Origin of the sequence: Ottowia oryzae (assembly GCF_003008535.1) — a bacterium.
Classification (GTDB): domain Bacteria; phylum Pseudomonadota; class Gammaproteobacteria; order Burkholderiales; family Burkholderiaceae_C; genus Ottowia; species Ottowia oryzae.
In genome coordinates, this window is the sequence record NZ_CP027666.1 from 2499283 (window position 1) to 2520976 (window position 21694).

Here is a 21694-nt window from a genome sequence, read left to right on the forward strand (position 1 = left end):
GCTGGCAGCTATTTTGTTCATAGCACGGCTGCACTCAAGCCGTGCGCGCCGTCACTTCTTCTTGGGCACGATGTCCACCGCCCACAGCTCGGCAGGTTCGGTCTGGCTGGGGTTGCGGAACCAGTGCGTGGTGTCGGCGTTTTCCATCCAGAAATCGCCCGCCTTCAACACGCGCTGGGCGCTGCCACGGCCTTCGACGATGGTGCCTTTGATCACGCGCACGATGCCGGGCTGCCCGGCGTGCGGGTGCGCCGCGGCACCGCCATCCGGCGCGATGGTCAGCAGGCGGGCGCGCAACTCGTAGTCGCCCGGCGCGCCAGCCAGCTTGTGCGCCGCCAAGTCCACCGTGCCGGCGGGGGTGTTGCCGCCAATGCCAGCGTTCTTTTCAGGCGCGGTGACCTGGCGCACGTCGGGCGCGCTGGCGCAGCCGCCCAGCAAGGCGGCCGCAGCGGCCAGGGAAATCAGGGAGCGAAAGTGCATGGTGTCTCCTCACAAAACGAAAGCGGGTTGAAGTGCCGCAGCCAGATCGACGGGCCTGGCGCGCGGCGTTCAGGATGCTAGCGGCTGAGCGCGCCGTGGCGGCCGCGTGCGGCTTGGGACATTCCCGCAGTCACGCAGAGACAGCAAAGGCTGCAAAGGCCGCCTTCGGCCCGAAGGCCGAATCGTCTGACGTGGCTGCTTGACCTACGCGGCGCGCGCCGCAAAGCGCTGCGGGCTGAACGGGGCCAGGTCGATGTCTGGCGTGGCGCCTTGCAGCAGCTGTGCCACCAGCCGGCCCGTGCGCGCCGAACTGCCCAGGCCGACGTGCCCGTGCCCATAGGCGTGCACCACGCCCTGGCAGCCGCTGGCCAGGCCGATGCAGGGCAGGCCGTCGGGCGTGGAGGGGCGCCGGCCCATCCAGACGCGCCCGCCATTCAGCTGCTCGTCACTGATCGCGGGGAACAGCGCGCCCAGGTGCTGGCGCAGCACTTCTGCGCGGCGCCAGTCGGGCGGGGCGTCGTTGCCTGCAATCTCGACCTGCCCGGCCACGCGCAGGCCGCAATCCATGCGGTGCACGATCAGCTTGCGGTCCATCACCATCATGGGGGTGCGCGGGGCGGGCTGGGCGGCCGCATCGTCCACGGGCGCCAGCGTCACGTGGTAGCCGCGCTCGGCATCCAGGCTGACGCGGTCGCCCGCCGCCTGTGCCAGCGGCAGCGAATAGGCGCCGGCGGCGATCACCAGCGCATCGGCGGCGATGTCGCCCTGGTCGGTCTGCACCGCCTGCAGGCGACCGCCCGAGGCGCGCAGCCCGGTGGCGCGCGCGGTGATGCGCCGCACGCCGATCGCCTGCGCGTGCGCGGCCAGCGCCGCGGCGTACGCGCCAGGGTTGCGGCAGTGCCCGGCCTCGGCCACGTGCACGGCAAAGCCGTAGTCGGGCGCCAGATCGGGCTCGCGCGTGCGCAGCGTGTCGGCGTCCCATTCGGTCCAGGTTATGCCTTCCTGGCGGCGCACGTCCCAGGCGAAGGCGTCGGCGACGAAATCGGCGCGGCTGCGGTAGACGTGCAAAACGCCCTGGTGCGCCAGCAAATGGCTGGCCCCGGCGCGCTGCGCCAGATCCTGGTGCAGCAGCGCCGCGCCTTGCAGCAGGCTGCGCAGCGCGTGGGCGGTGCGCCGCACCTTGGCCTGCGTGCTGGCCGACTCCAGATAGCGCCACAGCCAGGGCAGGGCGCGCGGCAGGTACGACCAGCGCAGCGCCAGCGGCCCCAGTGGGTCCATCAGCCAGCCCGGCACCTGGCGCCATACACCCGGGCTGGCGGGCGGCAGGATGGAGTGCGAAGACAGCCAGCCGGCGTTGCCGTAGCTGGCGGCCTGTTCGCCGCCGGACGGGCCTGGGTCCACCAGCGTCACATCCCAACCAGCGCCGCGCAGCTCGATCGCGCTGGCCAGGCCGATGAAGCCCGCGCCTGCCACCACCACGTGGCGCGGTGCGCCGGGGCTGGCGGCTGGCGTGGCACCCGTGGGGGTCGATAAGGGTGCAGCAGCATTCATGGGCGCGGACATGCAGCGATTTTGCCAAGCGGCGGTGCGCAGCCCGCACCCACAGCAGCCCGCGACCGGCCATGACCAGCGCGCCATCGCTTGTGAATGCGCCGCCTGGCCGCACCTTGGATAATCACGCCCCCATGCCGTTACGGATCGACTTTCCCGACAACCTGCCCGTTTCCGCTCGCAAGGACGAGATCATGGCCGCGCTCGACGCGCACCAGGTCATCATCGTCTGCGGCGAAACCGGCTCAGGCAAGACCACGCAGCTGCCCAAGATCGCCTTGGCGATGGGCCGTGGGCGCCTGAACGCCAAGCCCGGCGAGCGCGGCCGCCTGATCGGCCACACCCAGCCGCGCCGCATCGCCGCGACCAGCGTGGCCAAGCGCATCGCCGAAGAGCTGAATACGCCGCTGGGCGATGTGGTGGGCTACAAGGTGCGCTTCAACGACCGGTTGGGCAAGGACGCCTCGGTCAAGCTGATGACGGACGGCATCTTGCTGGCCGAAACGCAGACCGACCCGCTGCTCAAGGCCTACGACACGATCATCATCGACGAGGCGCACGAGCGCAGCCTGAACATCGACTTTCTGCTGGGCTACCTCAAGCAGATATTGCCGCGCCGGCCCGACCTCAAGGTGATCGTCACCTCGGCCACCATCGACGCCGACCGGTTCGCCAAGCACTTTGGAAGCTATTGCCCGGCGCCGGGCCGCCCCCAGCCGGGCGCGGCCCCCTCGGGGGGCAGCGCACCACACGAAGTGGGGGAGCGTGGGGGCGAGTTTCGGCCTGCGCCGGTGCTGATGGTGTCGGGGCGCACCTACCCGGTCGAAATTCGCTACACGCCGTTCGAGGAAAGCCGCGAGCGCGACCTGAACGACGCCATTGGCGATGCGGTGGATCAACTGTGGGTGGGGCGCCCCGGCGGCGACATCCTCGTCTTCCTGCCGGGCGAGCGCGAAATCCGCGAAGCCGCCGACCACCTGCGCAAGCACCTGGCGCAGGGCGCGCTGACGCGCGGCGCCGAGGTGCTGCCGCTGTTCGCCCGCCTCAGCCAGGCCGAGCAAGACCGCGTGTTCGACACGCACGGCGCGCCGCGCATCGTGCTGGCCACCAACGTGGCCGAAACCTCGCTCACGGTGCCGGGCATCAAATACGTGATTGACGCAGGCACGGCGCGCGTCAAGCGCTACAGTTATCGCAGCAAGGTGGAGCAGCTGCTGGTCGAACCCGTCAGCCAGGCCGCCGCCAACCAGCGCGCCGGGCGCTGCGGGCGCGTGTCCGAAGGCATTGCGATCCGGCTGTACGACGAGAAAGACTTCAACGGCCGCCCGCGCTTTACCGACCCGGAAATCCTGCGCTCATCGCTGGCCAGCGTCATCCTGCGCATGAAAAGCCTGCACCTGGGCGGCGAAGGCGGGCGCGTGGAGGACTTTCCCTTCATCGACGCGCCCTCGGGCCGCGCCATTGCCGACGGCTACCAGCTGCTGAACGAGCTGGGTGCGGTGGACGACGCGCAGCAGATCACCCCGCTGGGCGGCGAGCTGGCCCGCCTGCCGCTGGACCCGCGCGTGGGCCGCATGATTCTGGAAGCGCGCGAACGCGGCGCGCTGCGCGAAGTGCTGGTGATCGCCGCCGCGCTGAGCGTGCAAGACGTGCGCGACCGCCCGCTGGAGCAGCAAGCCCAGGCCGACCAGGCGCACGCCAAGTTCGACGACGAGAAAAGCGAGTTCAGCGGCTACCTGCGCCTGTGGAAATGGCTGCACGACGCTCGTGGCGGAACGGGCCCCCACGCTCCGCGCTTCGCTGCTGCGCTGCCCCCCGAGGGGGCCCCGGCCGCCTTGGGGCGGCCCGGCGCCGGCCGGATATCGGTGCCGATGACGCGCCGTGAAATGGCGGCTCAAGAAGCCGCGCAAGGGCAGGGCCCCCGCCGCCAGCCGGTCAACGTGGCCGCGCTGCCGGTGGCACAGCGCGCGGCGCTGGCCTTGGCGCAGGCACGCCAGGCGCTATCGAATGAGAAGCTGCCCGCGCAGTCTGGGCGGGCGCTGGAAGCTGTTCAGGCCCATCACCCTGACGAATCTGCCAGCCACAAGCTCAGCAACCGCCAGTGGGAAAGCCTGCTGCGCCAGAACTTCATCAACATCCGCCGCGTGCGCGAATGGCGCGACATCCACACGCAGCTGCACACCGTGGTGGCCGAGCAAGGATGGTTGGAAAGCACCCACCGGCCGTCGCCGGGCCGCCCCAAGGCGGCCGGAGCCCCCTCGGGGGGCAGCGCAGACGCGCAGCGCGGAGCGTGGGGGCCAGTTGCTCCTGCAGGGTATGAGGCCGTTCACAAATCGCTGCTGGCCGGCCTGCTAGGCAACATCGGCAGCAAGCTGGAAGGCGACGACGCGCAAAGCGGCGAATACCTGGGCGCGCGCGGCATCAAGTTCTTTCGCCACCCCGGCGCGCACCTCAGCAAGAAGCCCGGCAAGTGGATCGTGTGCGCCGAGCTGGTGGAAACCACGCGCCTGTTTGGCCGCGGCATTGCCGCCATCGAGCCGCAGTGGCTGGAAGAGCTGGGCGGCCACCTGCTCAAGAAGCAGCTGCTCGACCCGCATTGGGAGAAAAAAGCGCAGGACGTGGTGGCGCTGGAGCGCGCCACGCTGTACGGCCTGGTGGTGTACAGCGGGCGCCGCAAGAGCTTTGGCGCAGTGGACGCCCATGCCGCGCGCGAGATCTTCATCCGCGAAGCGCTGGTCGGCGGTGAGTGGCCCGAGGAATGGGCGCGCCGCCTGCCTTTCCTGGCCGCCAATGAAAAAACCATCGCCAAAGTCGAAGAGCTGGAGCACAAAAGCCGCCGCCAGGACGTGCTGGTGGACGACGAGCTGATCTACGCCTTCTACGACCAGCAGATTCCGCAAGACATCACCAACGGGCGCGACTTTGAAAAGTGGTGGCGCGAATCGAGCCAGGGCAACCCGAACCTGCTGCGCCTGTCGCGCGAAGAGCTGATGCGCCACGAAGCGGCAGGCATCACCACCGACGCCTTCCCCAAGGTGATTCGCCTGGGCGGCGTGGACTGCGCCGCCACCTACCTGCACCAGCCGGGCGACGCCAAGGACGGCCTGACGGTGACGGTGCCGCTGTTCGTGCTGAACCAGGTGAGCGAGGCGCGCGCCGAATGGCTGGTGCCCGGCATGCTGAAGGACAAGATCCAGGCGCTGCTCAAAAGCCTGCCGCAAAAGCCGCGCAGCCGCTTCGTGCCGCTGCCTGAAAGCGCCGCGCGCCTGACCGCGCTGCTGGGCAGCTCGCAAGCCTTTGGCCACGGCAGCCTGACCGACGCGCTGCTCAAGCAAGTGCGCGACGCGACCAGCCTGGACGTGAAGCGCACCGATTTCAAGCTGGACATGCTGCCCGCGCACCTGTTCATGAACTTCCGCGTGGCCGATGAGAACGGCCGTCAGCGCGGCATAGGGCGCAACCTGCCCGCGCTGAAGGCCGAGCTGGGCGGCGCGGCGCGCGGCGCCTTCCAGGCGCTGGCCGGGCTGAAGGCGGCCAAGGCCGAGCTGGTGGGCGGCGGTGAAAGCGATTCAGAGCAAAAACAGCCTTCAGCGCAGGCTGCACCAGCGCCGTCAGCTACTAAAAAAGAAGCAAAATCCGCTGCGGCATCCGACGCCCGCCACACGCAATGGGACTTTGGCGAGCTGCCCGAGCTGATGGAAATCCGCCGCAAGGGGCAGGTGCTGGTGGGCTTCCCGGCGCTGATCGACGCGGGCGACGCTGTCACGATCGAGGTGTTTGACGAACCCGAAGTGGCCGCCGCCCGCCACCGCACGGGCCTGCGCCGCCTGTTCGCGCTGCAGGTGAAAGACGCGCTGAAGTACCTCGAGAAGAACATCCCCGACCTGCAAAAGATGTCGGTGGCGTACATGGCGCTGGGCACGTCCGAAGAGCTGCGCCAGCAGATCATCGACGTGGCGTTGGACCGCGCCTTCCTGATCGAGCCCTTGCCCGCCAGCGAGGCGGACTTTGCCCGCCGCGTGGACGAGGGCAGGGCGCGCCTGACGCTGATCGCCAACGAGGTGGCGCGCATGGCGGGCGTCATCCTGACCGAATACGCCGCCGCGGCGCGCAAGATCAAGGACAACACCAAGGCCGCGCCAGACGCCGCCAAAGACGCGGGCGAACAGCTGCAGCGCCTCATGCCCAAGCGCTTTCTGGTCGACACGCCGTGGCCCGCGCTGCAGCACTTTGCGCGCTACCTGAAGGCCATCACGCTGCGGCTGGACAAATACCGTGCCGACCCCGCCCGAGACGCCCAGCGCATGGCCGAGGTGCGCGCGCAAGACCAGCGCTTTGCCCGCCTGCTGGCCGAGCGCAAGGGCCAGCAGGACGCGCGCCTGCAAGAGCTGCGCTGGCTGCTGGAAGAACTGCGCGTGAGCCTGTTCGCGCAAGAGCTGCGCACGCCGCAGCCCGTGAGCGTGAAGCGGCTGGAGAAGGTGTGGGCGCAACTGGCCCACTGACCGAGGCCAAGGCGGCCGCCGAAGCGGCTCGCCGGGGCGCTTAGAACGGTGCGTCGATGTCGACGACGTTGATCAGCTTGTGGTTGACGAACTCGTTGATGCCCAGGTTGATCAACTCGCGCCCGTAGCCGGACCGGCGCACGCCGCCAAACGGCATGTCGGCCTTCACGCGGGTGGGCTGGTTGATGAACACCATGCCGGTGGAGATCTTGCGCGCCACGGCTTCGCCACGCTTTTCATCCCGCGTGAACACCGATCCGCCCAGGCCATAGGGCGAATCGTTGGCGATGCGAACGGCATCTGCCTCGTCCTTGGCGCGCCAGATCATCGAGACGGGGCCAAAGAATTCCTGGTGGTAGGCCGGGTTGTCCGGCGTGACGTTGGTCAGGATGGTGGGCTGAACGAAAGCGCCTTGCTCAGGCACCTTGGGCCCGACTTCGGTGGCGGTGGCGCCGTGGGCCACCGCCTGGCGGATCTTTTCCTTGACCTCGTCCGCCGCGCCTTGCGAGGACAGCGGCGCCAGCGTGGTGGCCGGGTCCATCGGGTCGCCCGCCTTGAGGCCGGCCACGCCTTCGGTGTACAGGCGCAGGTATTCGTCGAAGACGGCGTCCACAACGATCATGCGTTTGGACGACACGCAGACCTGGCCCGCGTTCCAGTGGCGGCCAAACACGCCCCACTTGGCCGTCTTGGGCAGATCGGCGTCTTCCAGCACCACGAAGGCGTCGGCGCCGCCCAGCTCCAGCGTCGATTTTTTCAGCGCCTTGCCGGCAGCGGCGGCCACCACGGCGCCCGCGCCTTCCGAGCCCGTCAGCGCCACGCCGTGCACCCGCGTGTCGTTCAGGATGGTCTCGATCTGCGTGTGGTTGACGAACAGGTTGATGAACGCGCCGTCGATCAGGCCCGCGTCGCGCATCAGCTTTTCAAACGCCAGCGCACTTTGCGGCACGTTGGACGCGTGCTTGAGCAGCAGCGTGTTGCCGGCCATCAACTGCGGCGCCAGGATGCGCGCCACCTGGTAGTAAGGGAAGTTCCAGGGCTCGACGGCCAGCAGCACGCCCAGCGGCTCGCGCGCGACGATGGCGCGGCCGTTGGCCTTGGACACGGGCAGCGTATCGGGCTGCATGAAGGCCTCGCCGTGCGCGGCAAAGTAATCCAGGATTTCGGCGGACAGCTCCACCTCGGCTTGTGCTTCGGCCAGCAGCTTGCCCATCTCCAGCGTCAGGATCTTGGCGAAATCCAGCTTGCTGGCGCGCAGCAGCTGCGCGGCCTTGGTCAGCACGGCGGCGCGCTGCGAGAAGGGCGTGTCGCGCCAGCTCAAGAAGGCAGTGTGGGCGCTTTCAATCGCCTGCTGGACTTGCGCGTCGGTCGTGTTGGGAAAGGTTTTGAGTGTTTCGCCCGTATAGGGGTTGGTGGTTTGGTAAGCCATGGTGCTTCTGGGTGTGACAGGGGTGAATCGGACGCCGTCTATCGCGGTCGCGATGAGGCGCTGCAGCGGCGAGCCGCACCGTTGCACCAATGGCGTGCATTCGGGGCCAGCCCGCCGGGTGGCAACGCAAGAGCTTACGCCGACCAGCGATGCCTGTGGCAAGCCCGCGCGGGCCAGTCGGGCAAAGCGATGGCGTGCTGCCACCCGCACGGCAAAGGGTGTAGCGATCTGCGGCCGATCCCGACTGTTCGCCTCGGCCTCTGCGGCGTGCGCATCAGCCGTTGCCACGCGGCGCTAAATTGCGGGCGTCCCTGCGAAAGTTTCATAACAACCTGACCCACGAAGAGGGAACCCCGATGAGCAAGGAAATCGTCTCGGATGCCGAAGTCACCATCGTGTTCGACGGCACCCGCTGCATTCATTCGCGCAATTGCGTGCTGGACCGGCCCGACGTGTTCGTGCCGAACGTGCAGGGCGCCTGGATTCACCCCGAACGCGTCAGCGCCGACGAGGTGCTGGAGATTGCGCACAACTGCCCGTCAGGCGCCATCCAGGTGCAAAAGCCCGACGGCACAGCCATGGAGAAGGCGCCCATAGTCAATACCGTGCGCGTACGGGAAAACGGCCCGCTGGCGTTTCACGCGCCGCTGACCATCGGCGACACGCCAGACGGCTACCGCGCCACGCTGTGCCGCTGCGGCGCATCCAAGAACAAGCCTTACTGCGACGGCAGCCACGCCACCAGCGGCTTCGTGGCCACGGGCGAGCCGGCCACCACACCATCTGAACCGCTGGCACAGCGCAACGGCCCCCTTCAGGTCGAGCCTACCCACAACGGCCCGCTGCACGTGACGGGCGATATGGAGCTGGTGTCTGGCACCGGCCGGACTTTGAACCGCATGACGGACGCGTGGCTGTGCCGCTGCGGCCACTCGGCCAACAAGCCGTATTGCGACGGCACGCACGCCAAGATCGGGTTCGTGGCCGATTGAGTGGCGGCAGCGGGCGACGGGGCGCAGGCGCACGTTGGGTGGGCGGCGCATGCCGGGCCCCTACGCTGCTACCCGCTCCGTGTCGTCGGGTCGATTGCTGCAAATTTGATAGCTGCTGGCGCTAGTGCCTACAGCGCCGGGCTTGAAAATCACTAAAATAGCGCTTTGCCTCGGCCTGTGTGCCGGGGCGTTTGCGTTTTATGCCCGTCACTGCCATGGCCCACGACAAAATCCTCATCCTCGATTTCGGCTCTCAGGTTACGCAGCTCATCGCCCGCCGCGTGCGCGAGGCGCATGTCTACAGCGAAGTACACCCCTGCGACGTGACCGACGAATGGGTGCGCGAGTACGCCAAAGATGGGCATCTCAAGGGCGTGATCCTCTCGGGCAGCCACGCCAGCGTGTACGAGGTGGACGACCGCGCCCCGCAGGCGGTGTTTGAGCTGGGCATCCCCGTGCTGGGCATCTGCTACGGCATGCAGACCATGGCGCAGCAACTGGGCGGCAAGGTAGAAGGCGGCAGCCACCGCGAGTTTGGCTACGCCGAAGTGCGCGCGCGCGGGCACACCGAGCTGCTCAAGGGCATTGAAGACTTTCACACCCCCGAAGGCCACGGCATGCTGAAGGTGTGGATGAGCCACGGCGACAAGGTGACCGAGCTGCCGCCCGGCTTCAAGCTGATGGCCTCTACGCCCAGCTGCCCCATCGCCGGCATGGCGGACGAAGCGCGCCATTTCTACGGCGTGCAGTTCCACCCCGAGGTGACGCACACCATCCAGGGCGCGGCCATGCTGCAGCGCTTCGTGCGCGAGATCTGCGGCGCCACGCCCGACTGGATCATGAAAGACCACATCGACGAAGCCGTGGCGCGCATCCGCGAGCAAGTGGGTGATGAGGAAGTGATCCTGGGCTTGTCTGGCGGCGTCGACTCGTCCGTCGCTGCGGCGCTGATCCACCGCGCCATTGGCGACCAGCTGACCTGCGTTTTTGTGGACCACGGCCTGCTGCGCCTGAACGAAGGCCAGATGGTGATGGACATGTTCGCCGGCAAGCTGCACGCCAAGGTGGTGCACGTCGACGCCAGCGATCAGTTCCTGGGGCACCTGAAGGGCGTGAGCGACCCTGAGCAAAAGCGCAAGATCATCGGGCGCGAGTTTGTTGAAGTGTTTAAGGCCGAAGCCGCCAAACTGACGGCGTCGGGCGCTTCTAAAAACGGAGCAAAGTGGCTGGCCCAAGGCACCATCTATCCCGACGTGATCGAGAGCGGAGGCGCCAAGAGCAAGAAGGCCGTGGTCATCAAGAGCCACCACAATGTCGGCGGTTTGCCTGAGCAGCTGGGCCTGAAGCTGCTGGAGCCGCTGCGCGACCTGTTCAAGGACGAAGTGCGCGAACTCGGCGTGGCCCTGGGCCTGCCGCACGACATGGTTTACCGCCACCCGTTCCCCGGCCCCGGCCTGGGCGTGCGCATTCTGGGCGAGGTCAAGAAGGAATACGCCGACCTGTTGCGCGCGGCCGACGCCATCTTCATCGAAGAGCTGCGCTCCACCGTTGAGCCGCACAGCGGCAAAACCTGGTACGACCTGACCAGCCAGACCTTCACCGTCTTCCTGCCCGTCAAAAGCGTGGGCGTGATGGGCGACGGCCGCACCTACGACTACGTGGTGGCCCTGCGCGCGGTGCAGACCAGCGATTTCATGACCGCCGACTGGGCCGAGTTGCCCTACAGCCTGCTCAAGAAAGTCAGCAGCCGAATCATCAACGAAGTGCGCGGCATCAACCGCGTGACGTACGACGTGAGCAGCAAGCCGCCAGCGACGATCGAGTGGGAGTGAATTGACGTCCTTCGAGGACTATCGCCAGCTATCGAAAAACTGACGTAACGTGTTGATTTAGAAGAAAATACGTCGCACCAGCTATCGGTAGCTATCGCCGGCCAGCAGAAAAAGTTGACGGTAGAGCTGACGGTAAAAATCGAGGCCGGATTAAGACACTCTCGTTCACTATTCAGACTTTTACCGTCTTTGACGGTAAAAGCCTTCTCGGGAAAGCTTGTTTTATGGGGCTTTCCGGGCATCAGCAGGTCTCCAAGTCCCTGACGGTAAAACCTGACGGTAAATCCGTCACATGCCGGAGGAAACCTCGATGCTGACCGACGCTGCACTACGCAATTTCAAACCTAAGTCCAAGATTTATAAGGCTTCTGACCGAGACGGGATGTACGTGACGGTATCGCCTGGCGGAACGATCACGTTCCGCTACGACTACCGGCTCCACGGCCGCCGCGAGACGCTGACCCTCGGACGCTATGGCCCTGGTGGCATCTCGCTGGCAATGGCGCGCGAACTGCTGCTGGACGCGCGCAAAGCCGTTCTCAAGGGTGTCTCGCCCGCGCTGGAGAAGCAGCGTGAGAAACGCCGGGTGGTCGCCATCAAGACCTTCGGCGCGGCGATGGAGACGTGGCTGGCCAACGCAAGGCTGGCCGACAGCACCCGCGCCATGCGCAAGCACATCATCGACAGGGACATCCTGCCGGTCTTCCAGAATCGCCTACTGACCGAAATCCAGGCCGAAGACCTCCGGATCTTGTGCAACAAGGTCAAGGAGCGCGGAGCGCCAGCCACTGCGGTTCAGATCCGGGACATCGTGAAGCAGGTCTACGTCTACGCCATCGCCCACGGCGAAAAGGTGGTCAACCCGGCCGACGGCGTGGGACCGTCCTCGATCGCCACCTTCGTGCCGAAGGATCGCGCCCTGTCGCCGCTGGAAATCCGGCTGATGGTACAGCAGTTGGAAACGGTGGCGACCTATCCGACCATCAAGCTGGCGTTGCGCCTGATCCTACTGACGCTGGTGCGCAAGAGCGAACTGATCCAGGCCACTTGGGATGAGGTCAATTTCGAGAACGCGACGTGGACGATTCCGAAGCAGCGGATGAAGGGACGCAATCCGCATGTGGTGTATCTGTCGCGTCAGGCGCTCGACATCTTCGTCACGCTGCACGCCTGCGCGGCAGGTTCAAGGTTCGTCTTTCCTTCTCGCTACGATCCGGATCGGTGCATGTCCAATGCGACCTTGAATCGGATCACGCAGCTCATCGTGGAGGGCGCCAAGGTCAAAGGACTACCGCTGCAGTCGTTCACCGTCCACGACCTGCGCCGCACCGGCTCAACTCTGCTGAACGAGATCGGCTTCAATCGCGACTGGATCGAGAAATGCTTGGCGCACGAGGAGGGGCGTTCCTCGCGCTCGGTCTACAACAAGGCCGAATACGCCGAGCAGCGGCGCCACATGCTGCAAGAGTGGGCGCATTTGGTCGATGCCTGGGGCGGTGGACAGACCTACATGCCGAAGCTGATACCGGAGAACGTGGTCGTGCCGGCGTTGAGCGCGATTGCGTAGGAGGGCCGCATCATGGCTTGCTTTGGATCGGTCTTTGCTGGGTTGCGTCAGGTTCATTTTTTCGAGGAAACGATCACTCTGAGTGATCGAAAACATGGAAATCTGAAGTTTCTAATCGTCGAGTCGCGCGATATGCGGGTCAATTCTGCGGAGGCAAGGTTGTCACTTGACAACCCTGTGGCTTGTGCGGATACTGGAGGCTACTGATGGCTCGCCACTCGCATCCCAAGAAAGAGGTCGAGGAAGCTCTCAGGTATGCCGAAGGGCAGGGTTGGCGCATCGAAGTCGGCGGCAGCCATGCCTGGGGGCGAATTTACTGCCCATACAACGATGAGGCATGCCGCTGCGGCGAGTTCTGCATCACCAGTGTCTGGAGCACGCCGAAGAACCCCGGCAACCACGCCCGCGCCTTGCGGCGCGTCGTGGACAACTGCACCACGCACCGCCAGCAACACGAGGCTGACGACGGTGCCAAGGAGTAGCGCGATGGAATACACCTTCACCCTGAAATATCAGCTCGCCGATGATGACTGCGACCCTGATGTACTGGTCGAGCGGCTGGGCGAAGCTGGCTGTGATGATGCTTTGGTCGGCCTTGGTCAGCCTGGGCGACTGGCGCTGGAGTTCACCCGCGAGGCGGCTGATGCGGACGAGGCCGTGCGTAGTGCGCTGGCCGATGTGAATCGCGCCACACCTTCGGCCAAGCTGATCGAGGTGGCGCCGGATCTGGTCGGGCTCACCGATGTGGCCGACATCGTGGGCGTGTCGCGACAGAATATGCGCAAGCTGATGCTGGCCCATCCGGGCAGCTTTCCTGCACCGGTGCATGAGGGCAGTGCGTCGCTCTGGCACTTGGCAGACGTGCTGGCCTGGTTGCAGGCCAAGGGCAGCTATGCATTGGCCAAGGACGTATTTGACGTGGCGCGGGTAGCCTTGCAGGTCAACGTAGCGAAGGAGGGGCGGCGCTTGCCGCGCTCGGCGTCCAAGGCACTGAAAGCCTTAGTTGGATAACGCAGGTACGACAAGCCGACCATGAGTGATGACGATACTGGCACAACGCCGATAGAAATCGACAAAGTTCGAGCATCAAAGGCAGGCCATGCCTTTCATGAAGCTTGGGCCGCGCGCACCGCTCTTGAACTCCTGCCGCCGTCTACTGACCTTACAGCGATCACGCTTGAGGGATTCGACGAACAGGACGAGCAGAATTTGGGAACTGGCGCGGTCGAGATTGCCGATCTTGTTCGGTATCACGGCGCCACCGATGTTGCCCGAGCGCATCGAGTCACGGTCGTTCAGTTCAAATACTCGATTGCAAGCGCCGACACGGCAGTTCGAGCTGCTGACCTGGCATCAACTCTTGCCAAGTTTGCAGCGACCGATGCCGAGCTTCGGGCGACTCATGGCGACGATCATGTTCTCGCCGTGGTCCGCTATGAATTTGCGACGAACAGGCCCATCCACGAGAAACTAGGGAAGGCGATCTCAGCGGTTGTCGCGGGCACGCAAGAAACCGGTGATGTTGCCCGCCAAGCAGGCCAGATCGCGCAAGCCCTGAAAGACTATCCTCATCCCTCTGCTGACCTGCTGCGGCGATTGGAGTTGGTCGGCAGCAAGGGAAGCTTGACCGAGGCTGAGCGTGCGATATCGACGACGCTCGCCGCATGGAGTGAGCCAGGCGATCCGGATGCGGAGAAGCGCCTGCTCAAGTTGCGAAATCTCATCAGGATCAAGGCCGGTCCCGGTAGCGAAACGGACAAACGCGTTGATCGGATAGCGATTCTGGCTGAATTAGAAGTGGAGCACGAAGATCGACTGTATCCCACGCCTGACGCGTTTCCCGAGGTTGAGGTCGTCATTCAGCGCGACGTTCTTGGCGGCATTGCAACCCTCGCCCGTGAAGTTGGCTTTCCTCTCGTTGTTCATGCTGCAGGTGGGATGGGCAAGACGGTCTTGATGCAAGGCCTCGCGGATCGATTGCGAGCCGATGGACCTGTGGTGCTCTTCGATGGCTTCGGTGCCGGTCGCTGGCGTGATCCGGCCGACGGTCGGCATCTCCCGGAAAGGACGCTTGTGCACCTTGCCAATCTTATGGCTGGGCAGGGCCTGTGTGACATCCTGTTGCCACTGGCGGACGTAACGGGCTTGGTGAGGGCATTCCGCCGACGGCTTGCCCAATCGGTGGAGACGGCTCGGCGAACTCGCAGCGATGCATGTGTTTCACTGGTGCTCGATGCAATCGATCACGCCGGCCTTGCCGCGCAGGACACCGCGACATCATCGTTCGCACATCTTCTCATGCGTAGCATTAGCGTCGATCCAATCGACGGCGTTCGCATCGTCGCATCGTGCCGAACCGAACGGCTCGCGCTGGCGACGGGCGGTGCCTCGCACCGTTCCTTCACGGTTCCGCTGTTCACTGACGCGGAAGTACGTGCCCTCATCGAGCGGCGCGTGCCTGATGCTTCGGCCGACGAGATCGCTGCTCTGCTGACTCGGTCAGGTCGCAACCCACGCTGTCTCGACAACTTGATTACGACAGGACGGCCGTTTGATCCCGTGTCTTTCCCTGACGCCCCGGGGGAGCCGCAAGATCTGCTCGACGTGCTGCTTCGCAAGCGTCTATCCGAAGCGCGCGAAACCGCACGCGCTCGTGGTGCAAGCGATGCGGACATTGACCTCCTGCTCACCGGCATCGCCTTGCTGGCGCCCCCAGTTCCCATTGAAGAGCTTGCTGCGGCTCATGGCTTGATCGCGGAGCAGGTTGAAAGCTTCGCGGCCGATCTCGCCCCCTTGCTTGAGCGAACGCCACACGGCCTGATGTTCCGCGATGAGCCGACCGAGACCCTGATTCGATCGAGCTACGGCGCAAGCCAGGCTGGTCGAGATCGCGTTATCGCCGCTCTCCAAGAACGCCAACTGACCTCTAACTATGCAGCCCGGGCACTGCCAGCGTTACTCACTTCGCTACGCGATGCTGATCAGCTTATCCAACTGGCCTTCGACCTGCGTGTTCCCCGAGGCGCTTCACAGGTAAGCGTACGCGATATCCGCCTATCGCGGATTACTGCCGCAATAGCACTGGTCGGAGAGCTGAATCGGCGCGACGATCTTTTGCGTCTGCTGTTGGAAGCATCGCTCGTCGCCGCGGGACATGAACGATCCGACCGCTTCCTGTACGAGCATCCCGATCTCGTCGCAGTGTCAGGCGACCCCGAAGCTTTGCGACGGCTTTCCGCGACCAATGTTGGCTGGCCTGGGGGGAAACACGCTGCGCTTGCACTTGCGAACGCTTTCGCTGGCGACCGAGACGAGGCCCGTCGCCACGCCCGGCGATCAATCGATTGGCACAATTGGGCCGCACATACCAAACGCAGCGCACGCTTTAGCGAATCGAGCATCTCAAGGCAGTGGGACGATATTGGCTTCGCCTATGTCGAGATGTTGGCGGGCAACGACGTGCGCGTTGCGGAGTTCTTCGCCCGTCGAGACGATGGCGTGGCCTTCGCCAAATTTCGGGACTTGTTCGAACTTCTAGATCGACACCAGCAATCAGCGCATCCGCCCAAGACGCGCATTGCAACGAGGCTGTTGCGTTGCCGACTGCCTTCTCGCGCACTCTACGCCGCCGCGCTTCCATTCGTCGGTCGTGACCCATTCCACGCCAGAAGACTCATCACGGCGCTTGCTGTCGCATCTTCTGCGAATGGTAAAAGCGAAGGCTTGGCGATGGGCTGCGTGCTGGCATCGGCTCTGGCGATAGAGCTCGGCATGGACAGAGAGGCAGCAAGCATCCTCGCTGGAGCGGCACTTACACCGCCAAGCGTTTATGACTATTCCAGTGACTACCCGAGCGACCGCGCGATCCACGTGACCGTACTGGCCGCCGGTGTTCGAGCCGCCTTGAACCGGAAGCGCGCAGCCTTGATTGACATGGCACCGGCGGAATTCATCGGATTGGTCCCCGTAGGTGCTCGATCGCGGGGCGCAGCGAGCTTCAGTCGGGTACTCAACCAGAAACTGGCCGCTCCGAAATTCGATGGCACTCGGCACCGGCGGAAGAGGCGTGGCGGACTCGATAAGGAGAAGCGATCGGACTATTCGCGCGTGCTTAGCAGCCGGATCTTGCCGCTGTTGAACTATGCGCAGGATGTCGCCGACATCATTCGTCCGCCGCGTGGAAAGGCACGGGACGAAATGGTGGCCGCGTCGTTTGACCGACTTGTCCGTGATGTCGAGCAGTCATCCAACTATCCGTATCGGGACGGGAAGGCGTATCTCGCACGGAACGGTTTCCGAGTCATTTTCGACCTTGCAGACGCGTTAGGTGCGCTCAATGCCGCGATGGCGAAGCGCATGGTCGAGTGGGCAGCGAGCGCGCCGGGCCTATTCACGCCGGAACTTACCCAGGCGGTTGCTCGACTATCGTGCCTCCCACAGTGCCATGATGCTGCGCTACTCCTTGCTGGCCACGTCGAGCGCAAGATCCAACTCGATACCGATGTCGGATCCCGAATTTCATCCTATGGTGACCTTGCTCGCGCAGCCTGGCGAGTGAGCACCGACGAGGCTGCGGCCTATTTTCGACGTGCGCTCGATCTTGCCGAGGCCATTGGATCGGATGACTTCGATCGTACCAATTACTTGCTGGAGCTGACCGCCCACTATTCGGGCCCCGAACTTTCGCCGGCGGCGGCACATACCCTGGCGCGTATCCTCGAACTGAATCAGAACGAGGATGGCAAATTCCCTTGGACTGAATACGCGAAATCGATGGTGCCGATTGCTGGGCGGTCGACGTTGGCTACGTTGGCACGGCTGGACGACCGTGACGCTGCTCGACTCGGACTGTCGCTCGGCCCGGCGTTAACTGTTCTCGTTCGTGAATCGAAGCTCTCAGTTGAAGCCGCCGTCGCTCTGTTTGGCTTGGTTGCTCCAATCGAAACCTGGACGTGGCACATTTCGGACTTCGTGTCAGAGGTCATTGGCCGTCTGCCTCAAGAGCGACGGGAATGGTTCTTCGATCTCATTCTGGTCGAGATCGATCGCGAAGATCAACTGTCTCCGGCACGGGAGACGATCGAACGGCTACATGACCTTGCTGAGCGCAGTCTTCCCTCCGCTTCTCATGCTCGAACACGAATAGAGGGCCTGCTTGCTCGCCTTGGACCTCAAGCCGAATCGGGAATGGTCATGCCCGCGTCGACCGCGTCGGAAATGCACGTCTTCCCAGTGGACCTCACGGACTCAGACGACATTGACCGTCAAATACTCAGCCAGGAGCTTGACCGGTCGGGGCGGCGCTGGCCGGTGCGAACATTGACCGATTTGGCCAAGCAAGCAAACTCTCCAGCCGAGCGCCTCGGGTTCGTCCGCGCGGTTGTTGAAGCAACAGCTCCCACGCTTGCCGACAAGATCCACGCTCTCGACGACTACCTGGAAGAGTGGGGAAAGTCGTCGGCGGCTATGCGTGATGCGTTGCCTGACTTGGGACTGCGCCTGGCGACCAAGTACGCCTCCGAACTCGCCAGTTCAAGCACGGGCGCGTGGGGCTACTGGCGGGGGCTGGAGGAGCACTTTCATGCTGATCGCGCAACCCTTGTCGAGCGCGTAGTCGCGGCGCTCCGGAGCGCCGCGGACAGTCTTGGTGGTAATGCGTGGCTCGCACTCGCCGCGAGACTGGCATCTGACGTCAGTGCCAACGCTATTGCAGAAGGCCTCGAACGGTTTCTGGCGAGCACAGATGAAAAGCTGCCGTCCGAAGTTGGGGACGGGCCGTGGGACACTCGTTTTGCGGTTCCCTCCGATGAAGCGACATTCGTGGCGGGGCTCGTGTGGGCGAGGCTCGGCCATCCCATCGCCGCAATGCGTTGGCGCGCAGCCCATGCGTTGCGGCGCTTGGTGGTGGCCGGACGCTGCGATGTCGTTGAACGACTGATTGAGCGTTTTGGGTCTGCTCAGAATTTGCCTTTCGGCGATGCGAAGCTGCCTTTCTATGTAATGCACGCGCAGCTATGGTTGTTGATAGCGCTCGCTCGGGCAGCGAAAGACGCTGCTCCTGCATTTTCCTCCCATCGCGCGTTCTTCGAGCGGATCGCCTTTTCTGCCGAGTTTCCGCACGTCGTCATGCGCGCGGTCTCGATAGACATACTTCGCGAGCTTGCATATGCACTGGCACCCGAAGAGCGAGAGGCTCTTATCGACAAGCTCGACCTCGCAAATCAGTCACCCTTCCCCTCGGCCCCCAGAAGCGACTATCACGAGTTCCGGCATGCCCCTAGGCCAGATGCCTCGCCGCGACAGGAGGATGGCTTTCACCTCGACTACGACTTCAACAAATATCAGGTCGAGCGCTTATGCCACGTCTTCGCTTGTCCTGGCTGGGAAGTGAAAGACCGCATCAGCGCATGGGTGCGCCGCTGGGATACAACCGTCCGAGGAATGCACGATTGCCCACGTAGCAGCAGTTATGACGAATCGTGGTCGTCGGGATATGTTCCGAACCGAGATCGGTATGGGGGATATCTCGGATGGCATGCGCTCATGCTTGTTGCCGGTGAGCTGTTGGCGACACGGGCGGTTGTCGGCGAGGACTGGAATGGTGACGCCTGGGCCGGGTTTCTTAAGGAATACACGCTGTCAAGAAGCGATGGTCTCTGGCTTGCCGATCTCACCGATCCGTTTCCGCTCGACCTTACCAAGGAGGCGGACATGCCTATGCCGGAGAGCGGTGAGAGAGGCACTGTCCGCGAAGACCGCAATTTGCTGGCGCCGTTGCTCGGATTATTGGACGGCAAGGTGGCGGCGGATTGGCTCCCCGTCGCAGGACGTTGGTCGATCGGGCGAGACACAACGGTCACGCTTCAAAGCGTGCTGGCAAATGCTGGAGATGCGCGATCGGTGGTCATGGCCGTGCTGTCAGAGGAAGCTTTCTTTAGATGGTTACCTGACGATGAAGATGAGATTGCCCGTCACTGCGGCGGAGATGGTCACACGATTCAGCCGTGGGTCGCAAAGACCCCGAACACTGAGCGTCAGCTCGATCGGCATGATCCATATGGTGCCGCCACTGCACTCGACAGGCCTTTCCCATCGGATTGGACGCGAGACCCGTTGGGGACTATTGCGGATGATGAGGTGGTCCGCCACTGGTCAGTTGACGGGACAACTGAACCGCCCCGTATTTTGAGGAGGCTCCAACACTTGAGAAGATGGAGCCATGAACAAGTCACCGAAGTTCTCCCCGGAAGTGCGCGAGCGCGCCGTGCGCATGGTGCAGGAGCACCGAGCCGACTACCCGTCGCTGTGGGCAGCCATTGAATCGATTGCTCCCAAGATTGGCTGCGCGCCGCAGACCTTGAACGACTGGGTCAAGAAGGCCGATGTCGACAGCGGCCAGCGCCCCGGCACCACCACTGCAGACGCCCTGCGCATCAAGGAGCTGGAGCGTGAGGTCAAGGAATTGCGCCGGGCCAACGACATCCTGAAGACGGCCAGCGCGTTTTTCGCGCAGGCGGAGCTCGACCGCCGATTGAAGTCGTGAAGGCCTACATCGACCGCCACCGTGATGACTACGGGGTCGAGCCCATCTGCCGGGTGCTGCAGATGGCCCCGTCGTGTTACTGGCGCCACGCAGCCCGACAACGCAACCCGCAACTGCGCAGTCAACGCGCCCAGCGTGACGAGGGCTTGAAGGCCGACATCCAGCGCGTGTGGCACGCCAACTGGCAGGTCTACGGGGCCGACAAGGTCTGGCTGCAGATGAACCGCGAGGGCATCGTGGTGGCGCGCTGCACGGTCGAGCGTCTGATGCGTGCCATGGGCTTGCAAGGGGCACGCCGTGGCAGGGCGGTGCGCACCACCACGCCGGATACCTCGGCCCCGTGCCCGCTGGACCACGTCAACCGGCACTTCAAGGCCAGCCGTCCCAACGAGCTATGGGTGTCGGACTTCACCTATGTCTCCACCTGGCAGGGCTGGCTGTATGTGGCCTTTGTTGTGGACGTGTATGCCCGGCGCATCGTGGGCTGGCGAGTCAGCCGCAGCATGCAAACGGACTTCGTGCTGGATGCGCTGGAGCAGGCGCTGTATGACCGCCAGCCAGCAGCCCATGCCTTGACGCACCATTCCGACAGGGGCAGTCAATACGTCAGCATCCGCTACACCGAACGGTTGGACCAGGCGGGCATACAGCCCTCAGTGGGCAGCAGGGGAGACAGCTATGACAACGCGCTGGCCGAGACCATCAACGGTCTGTACAAGGCCGAGTTGATTCACCGCCGGGGACCTTGGAAGACCAGGGAATCCGTGGAACTGGCCACCTTGCAATGGGTGCACTGGTTCAACCATGTCCGATTGCTCACGCCGATTGGGGGCATCCCTCCGGCAGAAGCTGAGGCAAACTACTGGAGGCAACTAGCCGTCAGCGACACCTCGGCAGAGGTGTCAACTTAAACCAAGCGGCCTCCTCGAAAGTCGGGGCGGTTCAAACAGCCTATCGCGCCGAAGCTTGGGGGGCGGAGGGCGGACGGGGTGAGCATGCCTGGAGCGAGACTGGATACCGCTTGCTCGTCGGCCGTGGCGCATTGCTTTCCCTGCTTAAGGTGTCCGAGCGCAGTCTTGTCGTCGTACTCAAGCTCCAGAAGTACCATAAAAGGAAGCCGATCGGACGTGCAGGGGATACCAGCGCCTTTACCCATCGGTCGCTGATAGTCGTCATAGACGAGCGCGGCCAAATTTGGTCGCCGCGAGGCCTCTCTCGGCAAGCCAAGGGGACTCTTGCGACGCTCGAAGCCGATCGGCGGCGCGATTTCTATCCACGGTTCCGCGCGATCGCTGGCCTGCCCGATGAATGGCTATCTCGGCGTAATGATCCACCGATTAGCGAGGAGCAGTACCGAATAATCATCGAGCGTCTATCATCCGAATAAGGGGACGGCTCCGCCCCTCACTCGAACCCTCCCGCACAGGGCGGGTTTTTCGTTGGTGGACATCCGGCTTCGAGATGCTGGCGCGAGGGGCTTGTTTGCGTGCTTCGACCCACGCTTCCACTTCGGCCAAGTCCCATACGACGCAGCGTGGCGTCAGGTTGAAGCGGCGGGGGAACTCGCCGCGGCGCTCCATTTCGTAGATCGTCGTTTCGGCCAGTGGGACGATCTGCCGCAGTTCCTGGCGGCGGATGGTGCGTCGGAAGGGAAGGGCGCTGCGCTTCGGAAATTGCGGCAGTGCCTCATAGCCTTCCGTACCCGGCAAGGGGAGGGGCTGGCTGGCATCGATGCCGGCGGTGTTGGGGGCTTGCGATAGCTGTTCCACCTCGGGCTCCATGTATTTTCTGTATGGAG

12 protein-coding genes and 1 other annotated feature are annotated in these 21694 nt (G+C 64.2%); of the genes, 8 read left to right on the plus strand and 4 right to left on the minus strand.

Annotation, left to right across the window (positions count from 1 at the left end):
• Positions 1 to 51: 51 nt before the first annotated feature.
• Positions 52 to 480: a cupin domain-containing protein gene (locus tag C6570_RS11445; RefSeq protein ID WP_106703327.1), complete on the minus strand. Its 429-nt coding sequence runs from the start codon at positions 478 to 480 to the stop codon at positions 52 to 54.
• A gap of 204 nt (positions 481 to 684) precedes the next feature.
• Positions 685 to 2043 carry an NAD(P)/FAD-dependent oxidoreductase gene (locus tag C6570_RS11450; RefSeq protein ID WP_245896172.1) on the minus strand — a complete coding sequence of 453 codons (1359 nt, stop codon included), beginning with the start codon at positions 2041 to 2043 and terminating at the stop codon, positions 685 to 687.
• Positions 2044 to 2165: 122 nt separating this feature from the next.
• On the opposite strand from C6570_RS11450, the gene hrpA reads away from it, so the two are divergent.
• Entirely contained in the window at positions 2166 to 6533 is a 4368-nt protein-coding gene (hrpA, locus tag C6570_RS11455) for an ATP-dependent RNA helicase HrpA (protein WP_106703328.1), read from the plus strand.
• A gap of 40 nt (positions 6534 to 6573) precedes the next feature.
• Here hrpA and C6570_RS11460 read toward each other — a convergent pair whose 3' ends face one another.
• Positions 6574 to 7962: an NAD-dependent succinate-semialdehyde dehydrogenase gene (locus C6570_RS11460; protein WP_106703329.1), complete on the minus strand. Its 1389-nt coding sequence runs from the start codon at positions 7960 to 7962 to the stop codon at positions 6574 to 6576.
• Between the two features lie 356 nt (positions 7963 to 8318).
• Here C6570_RS11460 and C6570_RS11465 point away from each other — a divergent pair, with 356 nt between their 5' ends.
• From C6570_RS11465 to C6570_RS11500, 7 genes are all read left to right on the plus strand, one after another.
• Positions 8319 to 8954 carry a CDGSH iron-sulfur domain-containing protein gene (locus C6570_RS11465; RefSeq protein ID WP_106703330.1) on the plus strand — a complete coding sequence of 212 codons (636 nt, stop codon included), beginning with the start codon at positions 8319 to 8321 and terminating at the stop codon, positions 8952 to 8954.
• Positions 8955 to 9169: 215 nt separating this feature from the next.
• A complete protein-coding gene (gene guaA, locus C6570_RS11470; RefSeq protein WP_106703331.1) occupies positions 9170 to 10786 on the plus strand; it encodes a glutamine-hydrolyzing GMP synthase in 1617 nt (538 codons plus the stop codon).
• A gap of 310 nt (positions 10787 to 11096) precedes the next feature.
• A complete protein-coding gene (locus C6570_RS11475; RefSeq protein WP_106704660.1) occupies positions 11097 to 12353 on the plus strand; it encodes a tyrosine-type recombinase/integrase in 1257 nt (418 codons plus the stop codon).
• 206 nt (positions 12354 to 12559) lie between these two features.
• A complete protein-coding gene (locus C6570_RS11480; RefSeq protein ID WP_106703332.1) occupies positions 12560 to 12835 on the plus strand; it encodes a hypothetical protein in 276 nt (91 codons plus the stop codon).
• Positions 12836 to 12839: 4 nt separating this feature from the next.
• The gene (locus C6570_RS11485; RefSeq protein WP_106703333.1) at positions 12840 to 13364 is read left to right on the plus strand and encodes a helix-turn-helix transcriptional regulator; all 525 of its coding nucleotides are present in this window, start codon (positions 12840 to 12842) and stop codon (positions 13362 to 13364) included.
• A gap of 21 nt (positions 13365 to 13385) precedes the next feature.
• On the plus strand, positions 13386 to 19673 hold the full coding sequence (locus C6570_RS11490; protein WP_211297592.1) for a hypothetical protein: 6288 nt from the start codon (positions 13386 to 13388) through the stop codon (positions 19671 to 19673).
• Positions 19573 to 20807, plus strand: a protein-coding gene (locus C6570_RS11500) for an IS3 family transposase (protein WP_106701051.1) whose coding sequence is annotated in 2 segments (ribosomal slippage) — positions 19573 to 19861 and positions 19861 to 20807 — 1236 coding nt in all. Because the reading frame shifts where the segments join, the coding sequence is not laid out codon by codon here. The genes C6570_RS11490 and C6570_RS11500 overlap by 101 nt, the downstream gene beginning before the upstream one ends.
• Positions 19851 to 19967, plus strand: a sequence feature (AL1L pseudoknot). Its footprint overlaps the gene before it by 117 nt.
• A gap of 450 nt (positions 20808 to 21257) precedes the next feature.
• On the opposite strand, the gene C6570_RS11505 is transcribed toward C6570_RS11500, so the two are convergent.
• Positions 21258 to 21677, minus strand: coding sequence for a helix-turn-helix transcriptional regulator (locus tag C6570_RS11505; RefSeq protein WP_106703334.1), 420 nt, complete (start codon positions 21675 to 21677; stop codon positions 21258 to 21260).
• Positions 21678 to 21694 lie beyond the last annotated feature (17 nt).